This is a genomic window from Streptomyces sp. E-08 (genome assembly GCF_049913095.1).
In the GTDB taxonomy this organism is placed as follows: domain Bacteria; phylum Actinomycetota; class Actinomycetes; order Streptomycetales; family Streptomycetaceae; genus Streptomyces.
In genome coordinates this window covers 8,523,264-8,547,259 of record NZ_CP183971.1, presented here as the reverse complement: position 1 = coordinate 8,547,259, position 23,996 = coordinate 8,523,264, and the positions used below count along the sequence as shown (strand labels likewise).

Genomic DNA, 23,996 nt, shown 5'->3' with positions numbered 1-23,996 from the left:
GTGCGTGTCCCCGGACCACCGGACAAGGGCGCGTTCTTGCACAACAGCGCCGTCATCCTGCTGCTCTCCTCGCGGAGCGGTGTCCGTCAGGGCGTGGCGTTCCTGCTGTCGTGGCCGGCCAACCTGGTCGTGGTGATCGATCGCTCTTGTCCTGCTGCTGACGGGAGGTCACCTCCGGCACGTCCCAGTGCCCCTTCGGCCGCCGCCGTCGCCGCGAAGCTCGCCATCGGTGTGGCACTGGTGCGGTACGGCTCCTACCGGCACCGTCGCCGCCCCACCCTCGCTGAAGCAGGCCCCCCGCCCTTCGACAGGACAAGTCAGCGGGGTCACCGCCGAGGAGGTGGGGGCGGGTTCCGTCTTCCGGTTCGGCTCGAGGCGAGTGCGCTGCTCGACGGACGGAACGCCGGGGGCTCGTCCATGCTCCCGTTCTGGGCACCCGTAGGCTCGCAGCCGACGACGACAGGAGATCGGCATGTGGAAGCGGGCCCTCGACCGGGCCGGGGTGAGGGAGCCGCGGCTGCGCCGGGACTACACCGAGCAGCGGCGGTCGGTTCGGAGATTCGCGGCGGCAGAGTACGCGGCCGCCCGGCTGCTGCTCCCGGCCGCGCTGCTGCCGCACGTCGTGGCCGTGGTCGCGTTCATGCACGACACCGACGACCGGATCGACCGCGGGGAGCCGGACGAACGGGCGGCCGCGCTCTGGGAGTGGGACGGGCTGGTAGGAAAGGCGTTCGCCGAAGGTGACTCCGGGGTGCCCGTACTGCGCTGCCTGACGCGCACGGCCGAGTGCCACCCGGATGTGCTCGCCCATGTGGACGAGTTCTTGCGGGGCTGTCGGCGCGAGGTCGCGTGGAGGGCCATCGCGGACGACGAGGAGCTGGAGGAGTACGTACGGGAGTACTCCCTGCCCGCACTGATGCTCTCCGCCTGTCTCATCGCGCCTGCGGACGCCTCGGCGCGCACGGAGTTCACCAGCGGCTGCCACCGGCTCATCCGTGCCATGCAGCGCTTCGACTTCCTCGAGGATCTCTCCGAGGACGTGCGCGCGGGCCGGCCGGGCGTCCCCACGGACGCGGTGGCACGCCACGGTGCCGACCTCACCCGGCCCGGCGCGCCGCTGGGCCGGCTCGTCGAGGAGCAAGCCGACCGGGCCGCGGCCGACCTGGCTCCGGCTGCCTCCCTCGCGGGCGTGGTGGACCCTCCCTACCGACCCTTCGTGCGTGCCCTCGTCGGCGTGCAACGTCTTCGTCTCGACGCCGTACGCCGTGCGGGCGCGTCCCTGGCGACGCGCACCTCCGGGCCTTCGGCGTCGGCGGCCGCCGTACTGCTGCTGAGGGAGACGGCGGTACGGGCGCTGCGGCCCCCGTGGGTCAGGCCCTGAGGGGGCTCGTCGAACGGGCCGGATCGGCGAGTCGCCTCCGACGCGGTGGATCACGAGCCGGAGGAAGACGTGGTCGTCGCCTTCGATCGACCACCGCTGACGGCGTTCGACGCATGCCGCCGTCCGGTGCGCGTGCGTAGGGCCCGGTCCCTGGACGACGAGCGGCACGGCGGGCGGGGTGGACGACGGGGCCGGGGATCAGCGGCGTGAGGTGAGGATGCTGAGGACGTTGGCGCCGACGACGGTTCCGATGGCCAGCCCGTCGATCCAGCCGAGGCCCTCGCCGAGCCCGATCCAGCCGACCACGGCCGCGAGCACGGGGTTGACGCTCATGAACAGGCCGAACGCAGCGGCCGGTACGTGGCGCAGCGTGAACAGGTCCACGAGGTACGGCACGGCCGAGGCGAGGATTCCGGCGGCGACGGCGTACCCCAGGGACGCGACGGTCGGCGGGTGGCGCAGCACGACGTATAGCCCGACCGGGAGGAACGTCAGGGCGGACAGCAGCGCTGCCGCCGCGGCGCCCTGCGCCCCTGGGACGCGGCTGCCGACTGTCCGGTTGAGCAGGATGTACGACGCCCAGCAGACGGCCCCGAGCAGGCCGGAGCCCATGCCGACGTAGTCGGTGGAGGGTTGCGGGCGCATGAGGATGACGACCCCGGCCGTCGCCATCACGGCGCACAGGACGTCGACCCGGCGGCGGGTGGCGGCCAGGGCGATGGCGAGTGGGCCCAGGAACTCAAGGGTCACCGCGAGCCCGAGGCCGACGCGGTCGATGGCGGTGTAGAGGGAGAGGTTCATCGTCCCGAAGACGACCGCGAGCATGATGACGGGCCGCCACTGCCGCCAGGTGAGGCTCCGCAGCGCGGGCCGGCCGACGGCCAGCAGCACGGCGGCGGCGACGTACTGACGGACCGCGACGACCCCCACGGGTCCGAGGACGGGGAAGGCGAGGGAGCCGGTCGCCGCGCCGATCTGGTTGGACAGGCCGCTGCCGAGCATGGCGGCCACGCCGGCCGGGGAGGTGCGGGGTGTCGGCTCGTTGCGGGTCGTCGGGGCAGGTCCGGACGGGGCTGTTCGCATGGGCCGATGCTGACGCCGGATCGTCCTTGCACATAATGCATGCGCGGATCCGATCTATACGCTGGAGTCATGGATCTCGAACTGCGGCAGCTGCGCTGTCTCGTCGCGATCGTCGACGAGGGCACCTTCACCGACGCCGCGCTGACGCTCGGCGTCTCACAGGCCGCCGTCTCCCGAACCTTGGCATCGCTCGAACGAGCGCTCGGTGTCCGGCTGCTGCGGCGCACCTCCCGGTCCGTGACCCCCACGAGTGCCGGGGTGCGTGTGGTGACGCACGCGCGGCGGGTGCTCGCGGCAGCGGAGGAACTGGTCCGGGAGGCGTCAGCGGGACAACACGTCCTGCGGATCGGTTACGCCTGGTCCGCCCTTGGCCGCCACACTCCCGCCTTCCAGCGCCGGTGGGCCGCGGCGCATCCCGGGACCGAGCTGCACATGGTGCGGGTCAACTCGGTGACCGCCGGGCTTGCGGAGGGCTCGTGCGATCTGGCCGTGCTGCGCAGACCGCTGGAGGACCGGCGCTTCGACTCGGCGATCGTGGGCCTCGAGCGACGACTGTGCGCCATGGCCGCCGACGACGAGCTGGCCAGGCGCCGGTCGCTGCGTCTGGCGGACCTGAGCGGCCGCACCCTTCTGATCGACCGGCGTACCGGCACCACGACACCGGAGCTGTGGCCGCCGGACTCACGCCCCGCGATCCAGGAGACGTACGACGTGGACGACTGGCTCACCGCGATCTCCACTGGGCGCTGCATGGGCATGAGCGCGGAGGCCACCGCCATCCAGTACCGCAGGCCCGGCGTGGTGTACCGACCGGTCCGCGATGCCGAACCCGTCGCGGTGCGGCTGGCCTGGTGGCGCGACGACCCGCACCCGGCGACCCAGAGCGTGATCGAACTGCTCACCGACCTCTACCGCAAGACATGACGTGTCCCGGAGGCGCGCAGGCATGCCTCCTCCGCAAGGCGTGACAGTGCCCCGAAGGCACGCAAGCATCCCTCATCGTCTCGGCGGGGCATTCTCATGGCGTGCGACCGACTGATCACAGGTGCGGAGTCGCCGCGAGCAGAAGGCCCAGCAGGTGATGGGAACAGGCCGAGGTGCAGACCGGCGGCCCGAACTCGCGGCTCGCGCATGGCGGGTCGCCGGCTCTTCTGTGAGCATCGTGCCCGGCTGTCGAACGTCACATCCTGAGCAGGTCAGCGGGGAGGGGATGTCATGGACGGAGACGAGCGGACCATCGCGGAGCTCCTACGGTCCGAGGTGGTGCGGGAGCGGCGGGGGGCGTTGCGGCAGCGGGTCCGGTCCGCGGGGATCCGCCTCCAGGACATTCTGTGCTGCGAGGACCGCCGTGGCTTCGTCGGGCCGGGATACGCCGACGAGTACAGCGTGGTGCTGGTCAGGGCCGGTTCGTTCGTACAGCGGGTCGAGGGAGAAGAGCTCTTCCTCGACGCCACCGGTGGCTACCTGCTGCGGCCGGGTGACGAGCTGCGGGTCGCCCATCCGCTGGGTCCGGGCGACCGGTCAAGCGAGCTGCGGTTGTCCGAGAACTCGTTCGCCGATCGGTTCGACGACACGGCCGGGATCTCCCGTGGATTCCACGTCGACGGGGTCACCGATCTGCGGCACCGGGCGCTGCTGGCGGCCGCTCGACGCGGCGCCGAACCGTTCGAGCTGGCCGAGCGCCTGCATCGGCTGCTCGATGCAGTGGCCGCTTCCGTGGACTCCCGGCGCGCTGAGGACCGCGGTCGCGCGCGGCAGGCGACCGCGCGCGTACACGCCAGACTCGTGCGCGACGTCTGTGCCGTTCTGGCCACCGGGCCGGTGGCGCTCGGGCTCACGTTGGAGGATCTGGCCCAGGTCGTGGGGGTGTCGCCGCACCACCTGAGCCGGGTGTTCCGCGCCGTCACCGGGACGACCCTGACGCGGTACCGCAACGAACTGCGGCTGAGGGGGGTCCTGCATGCCATCGAGGGCGGGGTGGGCACGGGCGGCCTGCGGGCGCTGGCGTACGCGTACGGGTTCGCCGACCAGGCCCATCTGACCCGGATGTGCCGGAGCCAAACGGGGCACGTGCCCAGCGGTGTACGGAGGTTGCTCGCCGATCGCGCATGAATGTTCAACGCGGGGCGGCGCTTCCCGACCCAGGATGACGGCAGCCGGGCCTCCGGCCGTGCCATGGCGGCCGACGCCGCTGGCACCACGTCTGCCGACGGGGAAACGACCATGACCTTTTTCAGTCGATCTTGTACGGCTTTGGTGGCTGCTCTGGCCGCCGCCGCGTGTGTGGGGTCCACGGCCCCGCCCGCGGCCTCGGCCGCACGGCCTGCCTCCGCCACCGCCACGGTTGCCGGAGCCGTCGGCCTCGCAAGCCTCAGCGGCCTCAACGGCCTCAACGGGCATCGGCCGTGCCCCGGGCAGTCCGACGTCGTCTGCGCCGACTTGACCGTGCCGTTGGACCGGAGCGGATCCGTGCCGGGCACACTCGCGCTCCAGGTCGCCGTGTCCGGCCGGGCGGACGCGCCGCGCGGGACGCTGCTCTTCCTCACCGGCGGGCCGGGGCAGCCGGGGGTGCCGTTCGTTCCGAGGATCCGCTCGCGGCTGCCCGGGGCACTTGCCGAGTACCGACTCGTGATGATCGACCAGCGCGGCACGGGAACGTCGGCTCTCGACTGCCCGGCACTCCAGAAGGAGGTCGGAAGCAGCGACACCGTCGCCCCCACGCCGGGGGCCGTCACGGCCTGCGCCGAAGGCCTCGGAGAACGGCGGAACTTCTACACCACCTCCGACACCGTCGCCGACCTGGAGGATCTCCGCCGCGCCCTCGGCGTCCCGTCCTGGACTGTGGACGGCGTCTCGTACGGGACGTTCACCGCAGGGCAGTACGCCCTCGCCCATCCTCGGAAGGTTCGCAAGCTGGTCCTGGACTCCGTCGTGCCGCTCGACGGCTCCTCCGTGTTGTACGAGGATTCGCTCGGTCACTCCGCGCGCGTCCTGCGTGCCGCCTGCCGGGAGCAGCGGTGCGGGTTCGACCCGGCGTGGGACCTCGCACGGGTCGTACGCCGGGACGGCAACGCGGTCGGCGTCTTCAACCTGCTGGTGATCGCCAGCATCATCGACCCGAAGCTGAACGATCCGAGGTTCGGCATCCTCAACGCACTGCACGCCTCCGCCGGCGGTGACCGGACCCGACTCGATGCCCTGGTCGCCGGCTTCTCCTCACCGAGCGACGAGATTCCGGCCGAGTTCAGCTCGGGGCTGCACGCCGCGACCCTGTGCGCGGACGGGGCGTGGCCGTGGGGCGACGCGTCGGTACCGGTGGCGGGGCGGCAGCGGGCTCTGGAGCGGGCAGTACGACGGATCAAGCCGGCGGCGACGTGGCCGTTCCCCCGGGAGACGGCGGGCGCCCAGGGGATGCCGCAGACGTGTCTGCCGTGGCCGGCGTCGCGGCCGAACCGTGCGGCGGCGCCCGGCCGCACGTTGACCATGCCGGTGCTGATGCTCGCCGGGGACCGTGACCTGTCGACTCCGGTGCGGTGGGCCCGGGAGCTCGCTGCCGCAACCCCTCGGGCCGAGCTGATCGTGCTCCCGGGGGTCGGGCACTCGACCCAGAACCGCAGTGACGAGGGGGCGCGAGCCGCGGAGGAATTCCTGCTGCGGTAGCTCCGTCGGAGACCTTGGTTATGAGGGCGTCCTCCATCAGGCCTCGGGTGCCGTGGCCATGGTGAACCGGTCGCCCGCGCCGGCCGGTCCGATGGAGTGGTAGCGGGTCGGCGTCTCGTCGACGACCCGGCACGCCTGCCGGACCGGGACAGGCTCCGGGCCCGGTGCGAGGGTGCGCGTCGCGTTGTTGCGGAAGGGGCCCCGGCCGGAACGTCCGACCGGGGTCCAGCACCGTAGGCGTGCCTGGCGTCAGCCGGCTGCAACGGCCGGATCGCCTGCCATCGGGCAGATCGGTGTCGTGGTCCCGTGCCCGGTCAGACAATTCGGTGGCGGGTGTGAAGAGCGGCGCCTAGGGTCTGGATCATGTGCTCGTTCTTGAACAACTGGCAGTCCCTGCGCATCCGTCCGAGGTCTCGGACTCGGTGCTGATCCGGGGCGTCCCGTCGGCACCTGGTCATCCGTGCACTGTTCACCGTTCGCCTCAGGATGACGAGGACTCTTCTAATGCGCACCACCTCACAGCCCACCTTTCTGTTCGTTCCCGGAGGATCCAGCAACGCCCGGGCCTGGGGACCGCTGCAGAACGAGCTGGCCCTGCACGGGCACCGCTCGTACGCCGTCGACCTGCCCGGTCATGGCGACCACGCCGACCACCCGGCCGCCTACTACCGGCAGCCTCAGGACCTTGCGGCACTGGCCACCGCCCCGTCCCCGATGCGCGGAGTCACCTTGCGGGACAACGTCCGTCATGTGGTGGACGTCCTGCACCGGCTCGCCCCCTCGGGGCCCGTGATCCTGGTGGGCAACAGCTTGGGCGGCCTGACCGTCACTGCCGTCGCGAACGCCGTGCCCGAACTCCTCCACCACGTCGTCTACCTGTCCGCGGTCTGCATCAGCGACCCTGCGATGGTCACCGAGGAATGGGGCGTCCACGACGACAACCTGCTGGACGCCGTAGCCGCCCGGATCGCCGTACCGGACGCAGGAAACCAGGGTGTAGTACGGCTGAACTGGCGTGCCGCGCACTCTGACCCCGTACTGTTCGCGCAGCTCAAGGCCGCCATCATGGCGGACTCCACCGACCACCAGTTCCGGATGCTGCTGGACTCGATGGACCCGGACGAGAACTACGCGGTACTGGAGGAGGGTGCGGTGGCGCAGCTCGCACGCTGGGGGCGGATTCCGCACACCTTCGTACGCCTCTCCGAGGACCTGAGCATCCCCCTGGCCGTGCAGGACTACATGATCCGCAAGGCCGACGAGCTGACGCCGGACAACCCCTTCGACGTCCGCACGCTGGCCGCCTCCCACACCGGATACTTCAGCCGCCCGAGCCTCTTCGCGGAACTGCTGGCCGACCTGGCGCCGACAGCATCCACATAAGAGGCAGCGGCACCCCGGGCGGTGGTTCAGTTTGCGTAGACGTCCCCGGCGGCGCGGCGTTCGCCGGGGGCAACCACGCAGGACTGCGCGTCTCACCCCTGCCGGCCGCCGGTCCTGCCCGAGCCCGCGCGGCACGGCGAGGACCCCTCCGACTGCGATGCGTGCCGCGAGCGCGATGAGGGGATCTGGTTCAACGACAACTGGCGGCTCACCCGGATCACGGGCGTAGGAGTGCCGCTGGTGCTCATGCTCCACCCGCTCCCGCCTGCACGTGGACTTCCCCGAGGGAAGCCGGCTGTGGGGCGGCGGCGCCGGCCCGGCCAAGATCTCGGGCGGCGCCGAGGCGTCGTTCGCGGCGACAGGGAAGACGGACGGTTTCGCGTCTCGGCGGGCGGGTCCGGTCGGCGGCGGTTCACCGGCGAGCATCCATCCCCACGCCGTGAGGGAGATCCAGTAGATCCACGCGGAGGACTTCTCGATGCCCGGGCCGGTGAGGTACCGCTCGACCGCCGCGGTGTACGACGACGGCGGGCGGACACGACCCGAGCGTGCGGGAACCGATGTGCGCCCCCGCTCCCGATTTGGGTCACGGGTTCGATCGTCGCGCCGTCCCGCCCTTCCAGTGCTGCCGCAGGAGATGCGTCCACCTCGCCTTGGCGGCCGGATCGACCCGCCGCAGGTCGCGGTGATCACGGGAGGTGCTCTGCCGGAGTAAATCCGTTGATTGCTGCGGTAGTTGTGCATACGTCTCCGCGATCGAGCAACCGCCCGAATGCGAGTGGACTGTCAGCGCCCGGGGCCGGCGTGCTCACCTGGGTCATGCTCCAGATGCTCCGTCACAGGCAGGCACTCGGCGAGCAGGTCGACGACGTCGCGCCAGGCTCGCTGCGCGTGGCGTGGGTGGTAGCCGACGCCGGGGACCGCGGGGTGGTCGACCGGCGGGTGATGGAAGGCGTGCAAGGCGCCACCGTAGACCGTGAGGCGCCAGTCGACGCCCGCGGCCTGCATCTCAGCGGTGAACGCGTCCCGCTGCGCGGGCGGCATGATCGGGTCTTCCGACCCCACCCCGGCCCAGACCGGGCAGCGAATACGCGCAGCCTCGCCCGGTCGGCCCGTGGTCAGTGCGTTGACTGTCCCGATCGCACGCAGGCTGACGCCGTCGCGCCCGAGTTCCAGCCCGACGGCACCCCCCGTGCCATAGCCGACGGCGGCGATCCGGTCTGGGTCGGTACGCGGTTCGGTGCGCAACACATCGAGCGCCGCATGGCCGATGCCGCGCATCCGCTCGGGATCGGCGAGCAGCGGCAGGCAACGGGCCAGCATCTCCTCGGGGTCACCCAAATAGCGCCCGCCATGAAGGTCGAAGGCCAGCGCTACATATCCCAGCTCGGCGAGAGCATCGGCCCGGCGGCGCTCGACGTCGCTGAGCCCCATGCCCTCCGGTCCGAGCAGCACCGCGGGCCGGCGGTCGGCACCGGCCGGGAGCGCGAGGTGCCCGGTCATCGTCAAACCGTCGGCCGGATACTCGACCGTACGCGTCGTAATCGTGGTCATGAGCCAGGACTGTAGTGATCGTCGAGCCCGGTCCGGCCGGTGTTCCGCCGCTGGCAGAACAGCGCGGGCATCCCTCTGGAATACGGCGGGGGCCGACAAGAACCGTCACGAGCTCCGCCCCTACGGCACCGCGGCGATGTGGATCCGCGACCGCCTCGACGGCCTCTTCGGCGACGAGGTTCCAGTGCGCCCTCGGCTTGGAGCTGAAAGACCCCGGCTTCCGCCACAGCGTGCTGTCCGACTTCCGCGACCGGCTGGCCGAGGGCGACCGCGCCGACCGGCTGCCGGGCCCTGGCACTGACCCGGATCCGGCGGGCCGGCCTGCTCAAGGGGTGCGCCGCCCGCACCAGTCGAGCATTTACATAAACTATGAATATAAAAATGCTATGGTTCGAGCATGAGTCGTCACGACACCACTCCTGGCGCGTCCGCCGCCATCGGGTCGGCCCTCTACGGCCTGGCCACCAGGGCCGCGAGACGCCTGCCCCGGGACATGAGCCTGACGTCCGCCGCCACCCTGGCCACCCTGGACCGGACCGGACCGCGACGCATCACCGATCTGGCCGCGGTCGAGGGCGTGACCCAGCCCGCGATGACCGCCCTGGTCCGGGTGATGGAGGAGTCCGGCCTGGTCGAGCGGCGGGGTGACGCATCCGACAAGCGGGTCACGCTGGTGTGCCTGACCGAGGCCGGCGCCTCCTATGTCCGGACGCGGCGCCAGGCGGGCGTCCACGCGTTCGAGCGGTTGATCGGCGAGCTCACCGGCGACGAGGTCGAGGCGCTGCTGGCGGCCCTTCCGGCGCTGAAGCATCTGGCAGAGCTCGAAAGCCAGGACCGCGAAGGGCTCAAACGGTGACCGGGCAGCCGGTCGACGGGGTCGCGGTGAAGGCGCTCCCGGTGGCGCGTTCCGAGGCGCGGCTGTTGGTCCCCGCCCTGCTGTTCATCGCTCTGGTCGTGGCGGCGGTCGCCAGCCTCGGGACGCCGCTCATCACCAGCGTGGCGACCTCGTTCCACGTCTCGCTCGGCAGCGCGCAGTGGACGCTGACCGTCGCGCTGCTCAGCGGCGCCGTCGCCACGCCGGTCCTGGGCCGGCTCGGAGCCGGCCGGCACCGGCGGGCCACGATCCTCGCCACGCTGGCGGTCGTCGTCGCCGGCAGCGCGCTCACCGTCCTGCCGCTGCCGTTCGCGTGGCTGCTGGCCGGTAGGGCGGCCCAGGGCGTCGGGCTCGGGCTGACGGCTCTGATGATGGGCGTGGCCCGGGACCACCTCCCCGAGGAGCGCAGCGCGGCCGTGATCGCCCTGATCTCGGTGGTCTCGATCATCGGGGCCGGCGTCGGATACCCGCTGGCCGCACTGCTCGCCGAGCTGGGCGGGGTACGGGCCGCCTACGGCCTCGGCCTGGTCGTCACCGCCGCCGCCCTCCTGACCGCGTGGCGCTCCATGCCCGAGGCCCCCGAAGGCCGCTCCGCCCACGTGGACGTGGCGGGCGCGGTCGTCCTGGCCGCAGCGCTGTTCCTGGTGCTGTTCCTCGCCGGCGAACGGAATCTGTGGAGCCGGCACCTCGCCGTGGCGGCGGGCCTCGCCGTCGTCGCGGTGGTGTTGCTCTGCGTCTGGGCCGTCATCGAGCTGCGCAGTACGACGCCCTTGGTCGATGTGCGGGCGGTGCGGCACCCGGCGGTCGCCGGGGCGAACCTCGCCATGTTCGTCGGCGGGATCGGCATGTACCTCCTGCTCACGCTCATCACCCGGTACGCGCAGACTCCGCACGGCGCCGGTTACGGCTTCGGGCTGACGACCTTCGTCGCCGGGCTGGTCCTCATCCCGTTCTCGGTGCTGGGATTCGTCGCCGGCAAGCTCACGCCGCGGGTCCGGACGCGGATCGCCGACCCTCTGCTCCTGGCCGGCAGCGCCGTCGTGGTCGGCATCGGGTTCGCCCTGTTCGCGGCAGCCCGGTCGAACCTGGCCGAACTGTTCGCGGCGATGGGCGTGCTCGGCTTCGGCGTCGGCGGCTTCTCGGCCGCGATGCCCGGCGTCATCCTGGCCGTCACCCCCAAGAGCGAGACGTCGAGCGCCATGAGCTTCAACTACGTCGTCCGCAGCGTCGGGTACGCCCTGGGCAGCGCCATCGGCGGCCTGATCCTCGCCGCGGGCACCGGCCCCGACCACCCCTTCCCCGACGACAGCGCCTTCACCGCCGCGGCGCTGGTCGGCATCGGCGCCATGGCGGTCACGACGCTGACAAGCCTCGCTCTCGCCCGCCGATGCTCGTCCGAGACAAACCCGTAAGTCAGATGCACTCATCCCCGCACTGGAGGTTCCATGCCCAAGGGCTACTGGGTCAGCGTCTACCGCACCATTTCAGACCCTGAGAAGCTGGCTGCTTACAACAACCTGGCCGGTCCGGCCGTAGCGGCCGGTGGCGGCCGGGTCCTCGTCCGTGGCGGTCAGGTCGTGGCGCATGACGCCGGAATCGCCGAGCGCACCGTCCTGATCGAGTTCGACAGCTTCGAGCAGGCCGTCGCGGCGCACGAGAGTGCGGCCTACCAGAAGGCGCTGGTCATCCTCTCCGACGGCGTCGAGCGCGACTTCCGCATCGTCGAAGGCATCGACTGACCGAGATCCAGTCGGATCTTCACTGAAGAGCAGCAGGATTCCGGGGTATAGCCGCCCGCTGCGGTGAAGGGCGTCACCAGCTGGTTCCCTCACGGCTCAGACAGCCTGGCCGAGACCGGCGGCGGTCAGGTCCTGCTCGCGCAGCGGAGTGAAGTCGACGTCGGGTTCCGGGTCGTACGCCTCGGGCTGGATGCCGAGTTCATGGGTGCTGTATTCGCCGAACCTGTTGATGTGTGCGGTCAGGTACGGCGAGCTGTGCGCCAGGTCTTCCGGGTCGATCTCCCGTCCCTCCTCCACCAGCCGGCAGCCGATCTCCGCGATGTCCAGGGCGTTGTGGCCGACGGGGCCGCTGCAGAAACTCCGGCAGGACGCGCACCAGTTCAACCCGGGGGCGTCGCTGAGAGGTAGGCTGATGGAGGCCCGCAAGGACGAGAAGGCGGGTGTGGGAGACCGGGTGGAGCAGCTGGACCTGCTGCGCAAGATCATGGAGGACCCGGACGCGCACGAAGCGTTCCCGGCGATGTCCCTTCCCGGCGCGAAGCTGGAATTGCGCAGGGAGTCGGATGAGGAAGGGAAGGCCACGTCATGACGTCCGCTGCCGAGGAAGCGTTCCGCGCCGTAACGTGCTGTGGGGCGGCTTCAACGGTCTCGCGTACGTGCCGAGGCTTCCCCCACCGCCTATACCCTCCTGCTGCACATGATGACCGAGCAGTCGGAACACCCTGCTGAGGCTGAACATCTCTCTGCCAGACCACCCAACGCCACTCCCCCGCGTGCTCGGCGTCGACGAACACGCCCAGCGCAAGGGCCGGATCTACGGCACCCGTACTCGTCGACGCCGAGACTCGACGTCCCGTGGACCTCCTTCCAGACCGGGAAGCGGACACCCTCGCGGCCTGGCTGTCCGAGCGACCCGGGATCGAGATCATCGACCCCCGCCTCTGCGCGGCCATCGTCGACCGCCTCACCTTCAACGGCACCATCATCGAGACCGGCACCGACTCCTACCGCCGCGCCAGCACCCGAGCCCGAGCCGAGGAACCCGCCCAGGCCGGCTGAGCCGGAGTCCGCTTCTCACCATCGCGCCGGCCATGTCAGCCTCAAAACAGGCAGGCCGAGCGACACCACTGCTCGCCGTTCAGCAGCGAATATACGAACACGTCCCGCCGCTCGGCCCCCACCTGCTGCCAGCCCCGCAGCAGCCCCTCCCGCTGGAACCCCACGCGCTCGGCAGTGCGCACGGAACCCGTGTTCCACGGCTCGACATACAGCTCAAGCCGAGGAATCCGCAATTCGTTCAAGGCCCACTCGGCGACGGCTCCGACTGCGGCCCCGGCTGCCCCCTGCCCACGGGCCGACTCAACGACCCAGTAACCCAACGAGGCCCGCCCCTGCCCCAGGTCCTTCAGCCACAGCCCCACATTTCCGACCGGCCGACCATCAGCGCTCACGATGACGAACGGATACCCAGTCCTCGCGAAGGCCCGACCCCACTGCCGCTCGACGAACGCGACAGCTGCCGACTCTGAATAGGGCGAGGGCACCGTCGTGATCAACGGGATGTAGTCGTCCTCGGATGCCTCGCGGACAAGCTGAAGATCCGAAAGGCACCACGGCCGAAGACTGAACCCCGCACCAGCAGCGAGTTCGGGCACGTCAAGTGGTTGCTCCATCCGCCCATCCTGCCGTGACACGCAACCGGCCGCACCCAGATACTCCCGCCGTTCCGCGCTCTGCTTCCCCGCTGGAGCGACGAGCCACGCTGGTCCCAGTGACGTCATTTCCCGTCAACATCCGTGAGCCCGACGCCCACCAATCGCCGTTGAAACTCGTCGACAAACACTGTCGCTGAACGTGAACGAAGCCAGGATCCCCCGCATTCGGCCAGTACCGCCCTCAAGCAAACGGCGCCGGCTACGCACGCTGGGGCCTCCAAGTCGTCGAGTTCCGCGGCGACCGGATCAGCAGCATTACGGCCTACCGTGACACCGATCGTCTCTGCCGGCTTTTCGGTCTGCCGGACCGCCTGAGCGAGGTGCAGACCGACCCCGGACCCGAGCCCCTGCGCAGGTCGCCCGCATCCACGACCAGCAGGGCACCCACGAACAGCGAGTTCACCGTCTGAAGCCGGCCCGGCCCGCCTGCGTAAAGGCGCACGTTGTGGGCGGCCGCCCGGCTTCGACAAGTACCGCTGCAAGAGGTGCATGGTCGCAGTCGTAGCCCTGAAAGGGGGTAGCCGAGGAATGTTCGGGTGGCCCCGCTCCAGCCCCGTAGCCCCCTCTCCCCGCCTGAGGAAGTCGGGCGCACGGGAAGTCGACTCCGGCGACTCCTCGCAACGCCGTCAGAGCCTCACTCCCAGGCGTCGTAATCCCTCTCCCCCGGGTCTTCTGCCAGCCGTTAAGGATCCGTCCGCGGCTCCGACGCGACTTCTTCTGGAGGTAGCGGAGAAAGGCCAAGCACTGTGCGGATCTCTCTGCTCACGCCCTCAACAAGCGCTTCACCGGTGCTGGTCCCCTCAAAGGCTGCCCGCAGGAGGCTGCCCGCAGTATGAGATGGCCTTCCGGGCGACGGCCGGACTGTGCCAGCATGCCGGGCATGCAGCAGCAGCTGATTATCAGCGGCAGCGTGCCGGCACCGAGCCCGAGGGAGTAACCCTTCCCGAACTCACCGCCCGCACGCAGACCTCTCGCGCCTCGCGAGGGGTCTTTTCGTTTTCCGGCCCCACCATGGCCCCATGAACAGGACCACCGCACATGGAACACACCCGGCTCACCGTCACGCTCCAGTCCGGCCACGGAACACTCGCGCGGCTCGCCGCCATGCTCAACAACCACCACGTGCTGGACCTGACCTACACCACCGCGACGACGAACACGGCCACAGCCGTTGTATGCGTGCCACAGTCCGACGCTCTGCGCGCACAGCACAAGCTGCGCAGGCTCGTCGACGTGATCGACGTGACGCCTGCTCCCGCACTGCTGGGCACCTCAGAAAGTCCAGAAGTTCCCCACACCCGCGCCAGCCACCTCACCGGCGCGCCACGCCAGTGAATGGTCCGCCCGGCGCTCTGCTCGGACTCGGGCAGGGCGAGCTCGACCGAAGAGCGCGTCGCCCCGGTGCGGATCGGCCAGAAGCAGGGCGTCGCCGAGGCGCGGAGCAGCCCGGGGCGCTCGCGGCCGCGTCGCGGCGGCTGCCTTCTCCGTACGGTCGAGCACTTTCCGGAGCGGGACGTAAATCTCTGTCGGCCTCGGGGCGTGACACACATGTGACAGAGCATCCGGAGGGCGGCCCGAGTCGTGGGGCCGCCCTCCCTTCTCGGATGCTTCTTACGGCTTGCGTCCGCACCACGCCACGAGGCGGTCGATGGCCGGCGCGTCCGGGTCGACTTCCACAGCGGCCCCGAACGGCGCGCCGTCACGCGGCCCGGTGGGCAGTCCGCGCCTCATGGCGGCGTATGAGATCGCCACGAGCCCGGGATCCCAGTCCGGGAGTTGACCCGTGGCGGTGGCCACGTCCCAGGTGTGCACGGTGAATTCCGAGGTCCAGACGGCCGCGGCGGCAGCACCCGGAAGGCTGCCGAAGGGCAGGGTCAGCGTCCGGCCCAGGATCGCGGGATCCGCCCACGCCGCCTCGACCTCTCGCACGGCGGCGTCCCACGCCTCCTGCCATGCGGTGTCCGCGAGGTCGTCGGCAACCGTGGGGAGACTCGTCACGTCGCCGCCACGCCCGGCGAGGGCGATCCGGCGCAGGACGGCGACGAGGTGCCCGGCCAGCCGCCGAACGGTGAACTCGGTACAGGGCGTGGGCCCGTCGAGCTGCTCGGGACGGACCGCGGCCACGGTACGTCCGGCCAGCGCGATTGCCTTCAGCAGGCTCTGGCGGGGGTCGTCGGTGGCGTCAGGGGTGGCAGGGGATCGTGGGGGGTTCTGTGTGTGCGTCATGGCCTCATCCTGTAACCCGAATAGGTCATCTTCTGGCCTATTTCCTGAAGAAGATGGTCGGCATGAGAGCCGATCGACTGGTGGCGACCCTGCTGTTCCTCCAAGCGCGCACCCGTGTGACCGTGGCCGAGGTCGCCGCCGAACTCGAAGTGTCGCCGCGGACCGCTCGCCGCGACCTGGAGGCCCTGTCCACCGCGGGTATCCCCGTCTACTCACAGCGTGGCCGTGGCGGCGGCTGGGCACTGGTCGGCGGCGCCCGTACGGAGCTCACCGGGCTGACCGCCGAGGAGATCCGGGCACTCTTCCTGCTCGCGGGCCCGTCTTCCACCACGCCCGAACTCCGCACCGCACTGCGCAAGTTGGTACGAGCCTTGCCCGCACCTCTGCGTTCGGGCGCCGAGGCGGCCTCGCGGGCCGGTCTTGTCGATGGCACGGACTGGTCGCGTGTCGACGTCACGGCCACCGGGCCGCTCCTCGACGCGCTCCGGCGAGCCGTGGTGGACGGGATCCAGGTGCGGCTCGGATACGCCGGGCCTGGCAAGCCCGTCGGCGTACGCACCGTCCATCCGCTCGGGCTCGTAGCCAAGGCGGGTCACGACTACCTCGTCGCCGAGACGGAGCAGGGCCTTCGGACCTTCCGGCTCAGCCGGGTCGTCTCGGTCGAGGTGACCGGCGAGCCCGTTGTCCGGCCGGACGGCTTCGACCTTGCCACGGTCTGGCGTTCGTTCTCCGCGCGCTTGGAAGAACGGCTGTACGCGGTGACGGTTCGGGCCCGGGCCGAGCCAGATGCCATGGCGATCCTGGAGCGGCTGTTCGACGGGCGCCTGCACGTGGGTCCGTTGCTCCCCGACGGGTGGACGGAGATACGGGTCGACGGGCCGACGCCGGAGGTCGTCGCGACACAGCTGGCTGGGCTGGGGGGACGCATCGAGGTGCTGGAGCCGCCGGAGGCAAGGGAGCGGCTCGCACGGCTGGCGGTTGAGCTGGCCGGTGTGTACGGACCGCCGGGTTCTGAGTAGGGTCTGGCTCGCCGGGCCAAGTCGCGGAGACATCGGTGTCAGTGGGTGTGGGAGTGCCGTGTGTCGGCGAACAAGGCGGGCGGTCGCTCCGGGGCCCCGGGGGTACGCCGGACTTCCGGGACCTCTGAGGTCGCCCACCGGGCCGCGCCCTCGGCCGTGGCGGTCCGAAGAATTGTCCTGTCCTGGGCGGTGGTGGTGTCCAGGGCGGGTGGTGTCCAGAACGGCCTGGTCGCGGCCGGTGAATCGGGGGCGGCGCGGTCGGCGTCCCCGGTGCGTGTGGGGGCAGCGGTGGGCAGCATGTGACCCGCCGCTCTCATGCCGCCGGTCAGCTTTGGGCGGGTGGGGATGGGCGGTGGCTGCCCTGGTCGATGGCGGCGATGATGGTGCGTGCCCATTCGGCGGGGGCCGGTGCGGCCAGGAGTCCCGCGAGACGGACGGTGTGGGCCCGTCGTTGTGCGGGAGTCATCGCGAGGGCGGCGTGCAGCTTGTCGACCAGGTCGCGCGGGGAATGTGGGTCGGTGAGGAGGGCGTGGTCCTTGACGTAGTCCGCGGCACCGGCATAGCGCGAGAGGACCAGGACGCCTGACCTGCCGGTGGCCATGTGCGCGGTGACGTATTCCTGGGCGGTGAGGTTCATTCCGTCGGCCAGGGATGTCACCCAGAAGATGTCGGCCGCCAGGTAGTGGTCGACGACTTCCTCGAACGGCAGGGTGCTGGTGATGTATTCGACCGGCTTCCAGCCGTGCCTGCGCCAGTAGCCGTTCAGTTCTGCGATGGCCTCTTCGAGTTCGGCGCGGGTGGTGTCGTAGGCGCGTATCCCCTTCTCCGGCGGCGGGCATACGAGGCGGTAGTGCACTCTTCCGCGTAGCGCGGGATACAGGTTCAGGAGCTCTCCCAGGGCCTTGATCTTGTGCACGGGGGCCTTGGCGTAGTCGAGCCGTTCTACGGAGAGGATCGTCTTCTCGTCTCCGCTCTCTCCTCCATCCGTCCCGCTCGCGGCATCGGCGCGGACCCGGGCGAGGATGGCGACGGCCTTGCGGTCGATGCCCAGTGGGTGCACGCCGATGCGGGGCATCCGGACGGCGGTGCCGGCCAGGAGACCGCGGAAGTTCCGGGCGAACCCAACGGTGTGGAAGCCGGCCCAGTCCAGCTGTGCGAGGGAGGCGCGCAGTTGGTCGGCCATCGGAAGCCGCTGGAATGTCCACGGGTCGGGGAATGGAGTGTGGTGGAACAGACCGACCGTGAGATCGGGCCGGTGCTGTCTGAGCAGAGCAGGGACCAGCCACAGGTTGTAGTCATGCAGCCACACTGTCCCTCCGTATTCGGCATGGCTGCTGACATGTCGGGCGAAGGCGGTGTTGACGGCTTCGTAGTCTGCCCAGGCGGCCGGGTCGTGGCGGATGAGGTGCGCTTGGGAGGTCAGGGCCGGCCACAGTGTCTCCTTGCAGGCGCGGTGGAAGTACCCGGCCCATTGGTCGGGCGGCAGCGGAAGCAGCGTCAGGGGCAGTCCCGGCGGGACTGTGGCTGCCGTGGAGGCGTCCTCGGTCGTGGCGGCTGCCCATACCGCGTCCAGTTCGCCGGCGTCGGTCCCGAGGGCGGACACCAAGGTCGGCAGGATCCCGTTGGGGCTCGCCGGCGGCCGCCAGCGGCCGTCGTACCGCTGCCACGGCGGACGGTGGTACCCGATCACCACGCGTCGGGGTGACCGCACCCAGCTGAGCCGTTCCAGGGCGTCCAGGACGGCCGCGGCGCCGTCCAGTGCCGGGCGGTGGACCAGCGGGTCGCCGGATACCTGCGCGACGAGTGCCGGTTCGGCGTTGCCGACGACGACTCCGTGCGCGCCGAGGCGAAAGAGCGACAGGTCGTTGAGGGAGTCTCCTGCTACGAGGAGGGCTGCCCGCGGCCAGTGGAGACGGCGCATGAGTTCCCTCAGGGCCTGGCCCTTGCCCGCGCGCGGCGGTAGCACGTCGAAGTAGCGTTCCGCAGAGTGTGTCCAGGAGCATCCCAACGCCGCGACGGCGGCGGTGATCTCGTCCGACGGCCGGCCCGCGGTCAGGTAGTAGGAGCACCGGCCTTCCTGCGCGACGGTGTCCTGGTAGACGAGTTCCGGGAACCGGTGCAATGCCTGGCGAACCCGGTGCTCTCCCGGCCAGCCGGTGCGCAGCACCGTTTCGAGCGGCTCGGCATGGGACATGTCCTTGGTGTCGATGACGCTCGCCCCGACGTCCGCGATGATCCATTGCGGCCAGGGGACGTAGAGGTCCGCGTTCAGCAGGGTTCGGACCGAGGCGAGGTTGCGGCCCGTCGCATAGACCACGGTGATGTCGCGGTGCCGGTCCAGTGCGCGGCGCAGCCGGTGGCGGCTTTCCTCGTCGCCTCCCAGGAGCGTGCCGTCAAGGTCGGTGACCAGGACTTTCTCCACCGGAGCTGCCTCGGTGCCGGACATGGCGGATCCTTCCTAGGCCCCCCTTGGCTGGGAGTTGCCTGGGAGTTCACCAGGCAGGGTCATGGGTCACCGGGTCGAGCGCGGTGGTGTCGGAACGGGAGGAGCCGGCGTGGTGGGGGCCGTCGGTGTTCCGCTCGGACCGCAGCAGTTCTTCTTGGATCGCATGTACCGCCCTGCCCAGTCTGGCCAGGTGAAAGTCGGGGCTCGCCAGAAGGCCGGCGACCGTCTCGTGTGGCGCGTCGACCGCAGAGCCGAGCAGGTCGTCCACCAGGCGGGCGTGCCCGAGCACCAGGTCCGCGTCTCGTGTGTCCGGTGGCACCACGCCGGCGACCTCCGAGCCGTGCGGAACGCTGAACGCGAACGAGACGTCCCCCGCCTCTCCGTCGACGGCGTCCTGACCTGGGCACCCGTCTGGAGTCCGATGGTCTGACGGGTGCTGCGTCACGGTGACCTGCACGTGTGTGTATCCGTGGCGGGGCCTGGGTTTGGACCTGATGCGCTCGATCCTCGGTGACACGACCGTGCTCCTTCCTGCGGGCAGGCGGCGTCCCCAGCATCGCCTCCGGGCCGGGACCCGGGCACTCGGGGCTATGCCATTGGAGTGACGCGCCTGCCGGGGGCATTCAGGCGAATCAGGATGTCCGCACCACGCCTGACCAGGCGAAACCTGCCCACCGCGTGATCACTGTCCAGCCACGTGCCCGCAGGGTCGGGGAGCGAGGCATCGCTGATCGTCCCGAGCCTCGCCTCATCCCTGCCTGATCGGCGTCGTCGACCACATGGACGAGGAGGAGGGCGGTGTCACCCCACCTGCTGTGGAGTACGCCGGCCTCCGCTAGCAAGCCGCTGTCGAAGTCCTCTTCAAGGCGCGCCTGTTCGCCGAAGACTGGACCTCGTGTCGAGGTAACTCGTGAAAGTGGCTCTGTCAAGAATTTCGTAGCCGTAGATCATCTCGGCGACACGGTTCGGCTGGTCCGCAGGGCGGGCAGTCTATCTTTGCGCCCTGCTGAACTGACGGAAATATAAACGCAGTTGGCTTATGTGCTGGTCATGTCGGTCGATGTCTCTGATCTGGTGTGGTGGTTCACGCCCGCACGAGGTCCGGCGTTCCGGGGGAAGGCACGGGATGCGGCAGGCTCAGCGAGTGGTCCAGGACATCGCCTCCGCCCACCGCGGCTGCCTGCCCGCGGCACAGCCCCCAGCGGGCGAGAGCGATCCCGCACCGGCCGAGGAGACCGCCGACAACACCACGGCGGCCTCGTCCATGAGTTCCGCAGGCTGGGGCCAGCCTCGGGTCAGTCGTGTCGGCCGCCCCTCTTGGCGGACCGGGGGCGGGGGCGACCTCGCGGCGACAGCCTGCTGCGGCGATGGAAGTGGATCACCAGGTGCATGGCGACGGCGATCGGGACAAGGAAACGCCCGGCCGCAGGTAGCCGCCGAGCTTGCTGGTCAGGCGCCACGCCGGAAGGTTGCGCGGTAGTCCCTTGGGCGTCGTCCGGTGTGTTTGGCGAAGAGAGCAGCGAAGGTTCCGGAGTCCTTGTACCCGACCGCGGTGGAGATGTCGGCGACGGTTCGGTCTGTGGTCTCAAGGAGGTGGCGGGCGCGACGGACGCGCGACGACTGTAGGTACTCGAGAGGACTCTGGCCGGTCGCGTCCGCGAACCGCCGTAGCAGAGTCCGAGTGCTGACCCTGAGTGCGTCCGCCAACGCGGCGAGGTCGTATCGGGCGGCGAGGTTCTGGTCGAGGTGCCGCATGACCTTGCGGGAGAACTCGTTTCCGGGTTGCGGAAGAAGTCGCGCGTCGACGTAGGGAGTCTGGGACGACCGCGCATTGTCGAGGAGCGCCACCCGCGCGGTTGTCCGTGCCACGTCGGCACCACTGTGTTGGCGGATGAGTTCCAGTGCGAAGTCGTACATGGCGCTGAAGGCCGCCGTCGTCGTCACCCCCGTGTCGGTGACGACCAGACGTTCGGGGCGGACATCAGTCTCCGGACAGCGTCGAGCCAATTCGTCGGCGAGGAACCATGCCGTCGTAGCCCGGCGCCGGTTGAGAAGCCCTGCCTCGGCGAGCAGGAACGCACCGACGCAGATCGAGACGACGACATGACCCGCAGCGGCGTGTGAGCGGATCGCCGCAATTTCAGGGGCGAGGGCTACGAGCTTCGCGTCCACGTCGTGGCCCGGCACGAACTCGAAGCCTGGCACGACTAGAACGTCGACCTCGCGCAGCGGAGAGACGGCCAACGTCGCACCACCTGATGCGGCGACGCGATGACGAGGCGAAACAATCGACACGTCATAGCCGGCGCGTTCCGGACCGGCAACGTGCATGGCCATCGTCAACAGATCGGGTACGCCGAACACCTCGGACGCGAAGCAGCCTGGATAGGCCAGGACACCAACCCGCAGCGCGCTCACGCTCGCCTCCTGAGCATCATGCCTGTGGCGAGATCACCCCATTACATGGCGATCCAGCCTATCGCCTTGTGCGGGTACATCAGTCCACGCTGTCGCCATGAGTGCTCCCAACGGACGTTTTGACGACGCGATCACGGACTTCTCCCGCCGACTGGTGGACGTGGACGGGGTGGTGAAGACGGTGCATGCCGCCGGTTCCGGGCCGGCCGTCGTGTTGATGCCGGAGATGCCCGGCATCAGTCCTGACGTCCTTCGGCTGGCGCGGTGGGTGCGGGATGCGGGCTTCACCGTCTACGTCCCGTCACTCTTCGGGGTCGACGGTGCCTATCCCACGGCCGAGGGTGGTGAGGAGGTAGTCCGTCGCGCGTGTGTCAGTGCCGAGTTCCGTGCGTTCGCGGGAGGCGGCACCAGCCCCGTCACGGCGTGGCTGCGCGGGCTGGCGCGCCAAGCCCACGCCGAGTGCGGCGGTCCGGGAGTCGGTACGATCGGACTGTGCTTCACCGGTAACTTCGCACTCACCATGGCGATTGAGCCGGCTGTCATCGCGCCAGTGGTCAACCACCCGTCACTGCCGCTGGACGATCCCGCCGGGATCGAGATGAGCGAAGAGGACGCGCGCGCGGTCCAAGAACGGATCGCGCGCGACGGACTGAAGGTTCTCGCCTACCGCTTCGACGACGACCGCTGGTGCACCGGGCAGCGCTTCGCCGCGTACCAAGCACTCCTCGGCGACGCCTTCGACGGCCGCGTCCTTCCGGGCAGTTCTGCGAACACGAACCCGCCCCCGTTCTTCCGCAACGTGGTCGGGTCCCCCCACAGCGTTGTCACCGCCCATCTCGTCGACGAGGACGGACATCCCACGCTGAAGGCCAGGGACGAGATCCTTGCCTTTCTGACCGAACGTCTGAGTCGGTCTGGACGCTCAGAGAGCAATTGCCAAGATCTGTAGATCACTTGAGGTCATTCACGCCGCGACGCTCTCGGGGCGTTGGACGAGTTGGCCGCGCGCGCGTCTTCCTCCCACTCCTGCCCCGTGCACAGCGTGATCACGGCCAGGCGGAACAGCGCGCCGGGGTGCCCTGCTGCAGCGGCGGCGCCCAGCCAGTCCACCGCCGGGGCGAGCTCGCGCCGCAGCAGCGCTTTCGACCCGAGCCGGTAGAGCGAGTTCGCCTTCCTCCGGGCCTCGACGCCGTAGGAGGAAGGGTGGTCCAGGGGGCCGAGGTCCCCGCGTGGCCGGTCCCAGAAGTTCGGCTGCCCCTGCAACTTCCTGCGGAGGGCGAGCAGCCCGCCAGGGATTCGGAGGCGGGGCTGCCGGCGCCGTTGTCCTTGCTGAAGCGGCGCACAGCCGTCACCCTTCCATCTCTACGCGTTGTGTCTGCTGGCGATGCCCGTCACCGATGTGCTTGCCCAGTTTGCCGCGCGGCTCAACGACAGCGGACGAGCGGTGCCGTACAGCCGGAGCCTGTCGATGCCCAGCACGCTGGCGATGTCCGTGTCCTCAACTCCCGAGCTCTGCAGCTGCACGATCTTGCGGGCTGAGTAAGGGACTTCACGTCGAGCAAGGGCACGACGAGGCGTTCCAGGAGGTCGGCGTCGTCGGCGGAAACGCGCAGCGGAGACAACGTGTAGCAGTCCAGCAGTCGCTGCTCCACCTCGGTGAGAGAGGGCTGCTTCCACGGTCATCCCGGCATCGGGAACGCGTACGTGATGACGCGCAAGACAGGGGCTCAACCATTCGGCCGAGCACTCCCGCGGCGTGCTGAGGCTGCCTCGCAGCGGCTGGGTGTTCAGACGAGAGCCGGGGCGGGAGTGGACAGGTAGGGGGAGATGTTGCGCCAGGCGCGCTCGATGTATTCCTCCTTCTCGCCGACCGGGGCGACATAGTGCATCGCGCCTTCGGCGGCATCGTGGCCTTCGAGGCGGGCGATGATCCACGCGGCGAGGTACTGCGAGGCCAGGCAGCCGCCGGCGGTGGCAATGTTTCCCTTGGCGTAGAAGGGCTGGTTGAGCACCTCGACGCCGGCGGCGACGACCCAGGGCTTCGTGGTCAGGTCGGTGCAGGCGGGGATGTCGTTGAGCAGGCCGAGCTTGGCCAGTACGAGCGCGCCGGAGCACTGCGCCGCGATGAGTTGGCGCGAGGGGTCCAGACCTCGCAGGACCTTCATGATCGCCGGGTCTTCGACGACCTCGCGGGTGGCGATGCCACTGCCGACGATGACGGCGTCGGCGGCGCACGCCTCCTCAAGGGTGGACATCTGCTCGATGACGACCCCGTTCATCGACGTCACCTTCGGGCTGGGGGTGGCGATGGTGACGCGCCAGTCGTCGGTCTTGATGCGGTTGAGCACGCCGAGCGCGATCAGGGAGTCGAGCTCGTTGTAGCCCTCGAAGGTGAGGATGGCGATGTGCACGGCGACTGTCCTTCGGCCGGGTGGGTCGGTGGACCTTGACAGTAGGAAGCCGCGACCAGGACGGTCAAAGAATTGTCATGGATACAA

22 protein-coding genes and 2 pseudogenes are annotated in these 23,996 nt (G+C 69.9%); 14 read left to right on the top strand and 10 right to left on the bottom strand.

The genetic code is table 11. The features are described 5' to 3' along the window. Positions 1-472 precede the first annotated feature (472 nt). Positions 473-1,381, top strand: a complete 909-nt coding sequence (locus ACN9MM_RS39105; protein ID WP_426368580.1) for a squalene/phytoene synthase family protein — start codon at positions 473-475, stop codon at positions 1,379-1,381. Positions 1,382-1,579: 198 nt separating this feature from the next. On the opposite strand, the gene ACN9MM_RS39100 is transcribed toward ACN9MM_RS39105, so the two are convergent. Next, the gene (locus tag ACN9MM_RS39100; RefSeq protein WP_426368579.1) at positions 1,580-2,464 is read right to left on the bottom strand and encodes an EamA family transporter; all 885 of its coding nucleotides are present in this window, start codon (positions 2,462-2,464) and stop codon (positions 1,580-1,582) included. 69 nt (positions 2,465-2,533) lie between these two features. On the opposite strand from ACN9MM_RS39100, the gene ACN9MM_RS39095 reads away from it, so the two are divergent. The 4 genes from ACN9MM_RS39095 to ACN9MM_RS39080 all read left to right on the top strand — a co-directional run bounded on the left by ACN9MM_RS39095 (position 2,534) and on the right by ACN9MM_RS39080 (position 7,507). Further along, entirely contained in the window at positions 2,534-3,388 is an 855-nt protein-coding gene (locus tag ACN9MM_RS39095; protein ID WP_426368578.1) for a LysR family transcriptional regulator, read from the top strand. A gap of 336 nt (positions 3,389-3,724) precedes the next feature. Further along, positions 3,725-4,576, top strand: coding sequence for a helix-turn-helix domain-containing protein (locus ACN9MM_RS39090; RefSeq protein ID WP_426368577.1), 852 nt, complete (start codon positions 3,725-3,727; stop codon positions 4,574-4,576). Positions 4,577-4,933: 357 nt separating this feature from the next. After that, positions 4,934-6,124 (top strand): alpha/beta hydrolase, encoded by a 1,191-nt coding sequence (locus ACN9MM_RS39085; protein WP_426368576.1) that lies wholly within the window; start codon positions 4,934-4,936, stop codon positions 6,122-6,124. Positions 6,125-6,628: 504 nt separating this feature from the next. Continuing rightward, complete coding sequence (locus ACN9MM_RS39080; protein ID WP_426368575.1) at positions 6,629-7,507, top strand: alpha/beta hydrolase; 879 nt, start codon at positions 6,629-6,631, stop codon at positions 7,505-7,507. A gap of 786 nt (positions 7,508-8,293) precedes the next feature. Here the strand turns inward: ACN9MM_RS39080 and ACN9MM_RS39075 are convergent. Next, complete coding sequence (locus ACN9MM_RS39075) at positions 8,294-9,061, bottom strand: dienelactone hydrolase family protein (RefSeq protein WP_426368574.1); 768 nt, start codon at positions 9,059-9,061, stop codon at positions 8,294-8,296. A 179-nt stretch (positions 9,062-9,240) separates the two neighbouring features. Between ACN9MM_RS39075 and ACN9MM_RS39070 the strand changes: the two are divergent. The 4 genes and pseudogenes from ACN9MM_RS39070 to ACN9MM_RS39055 all read left to right on the top strand — a co-directional run. Next, positions 9,241-9,345 (top strand): annotated as a pseudogene (locus ACN9MM_RS39070) (transposase); the annotation flags it as partial. A 209-nt stretch (positions 9,346-9,554) separates the two neighbouring features. Further along, positions 9,555-9,917, top strand: coding sequence for a MarR family winged helix-turn-helix transcriptional regulator (locus ACN9MM_RS39065; protein WP_426368947.1), 363 nt, complete (start codon positions 9,555-9,557; stop codon positions 9,915-9,917). Beyond that, positions 9,914-11,347 (top strand): MFS transporter, encoded by a 1,434-nt coding sequence (locus ACN9MM_RS39060; protein WP_426368573.1) that lies wholly within the window; start codon positions 9,914-9,916, stop codon positions 11,345-11,347. Before ACN9MM_RS39065 ends, ACN9MM_RS39060 begins: the two co-directional genes overlap by 4 nt. Before the next feature lie 33 nt (positions 11,348-11,380). Then, positions 11,381-11,674: a DUF1330 domain-containing protein gene (locus ACN9MM_RS39055; RefSeq protein ID WP_426368572.1), complete on the top strand. Its 294-nt coding sequence runs from the start codon at positions 11,381-11,383 to the stop codon at positions 11,672-11,674. A 96-nt stretch (positions 11,675-11,770) separates the two neighbouring features. On the opposite strand, the gene ACN9MM_RS39050 is transcribed toward ACN9MM_RS39055, so the two are convergent. Further along, positions 11,771-12,058, bottom strand: coding sequence for a Tn3 family transposase (locus tag ACN9MM_RS39050; RefSeq protein ID WP_426368571.1), 288 nt, complete (start codon positions 12,056-12,058; stop codon positions 11,771-11,773). A 28-nt stretch (positions 12,059-12,086) separates the two neighbouring features. On the opposite strand from ACN9MM_RS39050, the gene ACN9MM_RS39045 reads away from it, so the two are divergent. Together ACN9MM_RS39045 and ACN9MM_RS39040 are read left to right on the top strand one after the other, a co-directional pair. Then, complete coding sequence (locus ACN9MM_RS39045; RefSeq protein ID WP_426368570.1) at positions 12,087-12,263, top strand: hypothetical protein; 177 nt, start codon at positions 12,087-12,089, stop codon at positions 12,261-12,263. A gap of 341 nt (positions 12,264-12,604) precedes the next feature. Then, positions 12,605-12,733, top strand: a pseudogene (locus ACN9MM_RS39040) (IS21-like element helper ATPase IstB); the annotation flags it as partial. A 41-nt stretch (positions 12,734-12,774) separates the two neighbouring features. Here ACN9MM_RS39040 and ACN9MM_RS39035 read toward each other — a convergent pair. Further along, on the bottom strand, positions 12,775-13,347 hold the full coding sequence (locus ACN9MM_RS39035; RefSeq protein ID WP_426368569.1) for a GNAT family N-acetyltransferase: 573 nt from the start codon (positions 13,345-13,347) through the stop codon (positions 12,775-12,777). Positions 13,348-14,427: 1,080 nt separating this feature from the next. Here ACN9MM_RS39035 and ACN9MM_RS39030 point away from each other — a divergent pair. Continuing rightward, positions 14,428-14,724, top strand: a complete 297-nt coding sequence (locus ACN9MM_RS39030) for a hypothetical protein (protein ID WP_426368568.1) — start codon at positions 14,428-14,430, stop codon at positions 14,722-14,724. A gap of 276 nt (positions 14,725-15,000) precedes the next feature. Here ACN9MM_RS39030 and ACN9MM_RS39025 read toward each other — a convergent pair whose 3' ends face one another. Next, positions 15,001-15,615, bottom strand: a complete 615-nt coding sequence (locus ACN9MM_RS39025) for a TIGR03086 family metal-binding protein (protein WP_426368567.1) — start codon at positions 15,613-15,615, stop codon at positions 15,001-15,003. A 62-nt stretch (positions 15,616-15,677) separates the two neighbouring features. On the opposite strand from ACN9MM_RS39025, the gene ACN9MM_RS39020 reads away from it, so the two are divergent. Further along, positions 15,678-16,634 (top strand): helix-turn-helix transcriptional regulator, encoded by a 957-nt coding sequence (locus tag ACN9MM_RS39020; RefSeq protein ID WP_426368566.1) that lies wholly within the window; start codon positions 15,678-15,680, stop codon positions 16,632-16,634. Positions 16,635-16,959: 325 nt separating this feature from the next. Here ACN9MM_RS39020 and ACN9MM_RS39015 read toward each other — a convergent pair whose 3' ends face one another. The 3 genes from ACN9MM_RS39015 to ACN9MM_RS39005 all read right to left on the bottom strand — a co-directional run bounded on the left by ACN9MM_RS39015 (position 16,960) and on the right by ACN9MM_RS39005 (position 21,498). After that, a complete protein-coding gene (locus tag ACN9MM_RS39015) occupies positions 16,960-19,080 on the bottom strand; it encodes an HAD-IIB family hydrolase (RefSeq protein WP_426368565.1) in 2,121 nt (706 codons plus the stop codon). A 46-nt stretch (positions 19,081-19,126) separates the two neighbouring features. After that, a complete protein-coding gene (locus ACN9MM_RS39010) occupies positions 19,127-19,402 on the bottom strand; it encodes a hypothetical protein (RefSeq protein ID WP_426368564.1) in 276 nt (91 codons plus the stop codon). A gap of 1,127 nt (positions 19,403-20,529) precedes the next feature. Beyond that, complete coding sequence (locus ACN9MM_RS39005) at positions 20,530-21,498, bottom strand: GlxA family transcriptional regulator (RefSeq protein WP_426368563.1); 969 nt, start codon at positions 21,496-21,498, stop codon at positions 20,530-20,532. Between the two features lie 97 nt (positions 21,499-21,595). Between ACN9MM_RS39005 and ACN9MM_RS39000 the strand changes: the two genes are divergently transcribed. Further along, positions 21,596-22,447, top strand: a complete 852-nt coding sequence (locus tag ACN9MM_RS39000; protein WP_426368562.1) for a dienelactone hydrolase family protein — start codon at positions 21,596-21,598, stop codon at positions 22,445-22,447. Positions 22,448-22,458: 11 nt separating this feature from the next. On the opposite strand, the gene ACN9MM_RS38995 is transcribed toward ACN9MM_RS39000, so the two are convergent. Then, positions 22,459-22,761, bottom strand: a complete 303-nt coding sequence (locus ACN9MM_RS38995; RefSeq protein WP_426368561.1) for a hypothetical protein — start codon at positions 22,759-22,761, stop codon at positions 22,459-22,461. 524 nt (positions 22,762-23,285) lie between these two features. Continuing rightward, positions 23,286-23,909: a DJ-1/PfpI family protein gene (locus tag ACN9MM_RS38990; protein WP_426368560.1), complete on the bottom strand. Its 624-nt coding sequence runs from the start codon at positions 23,907-23,909 to the stop codon at positions 23,286-23,288. Positions 23,910-23,996: the final 87 nt, after the last annotated feature.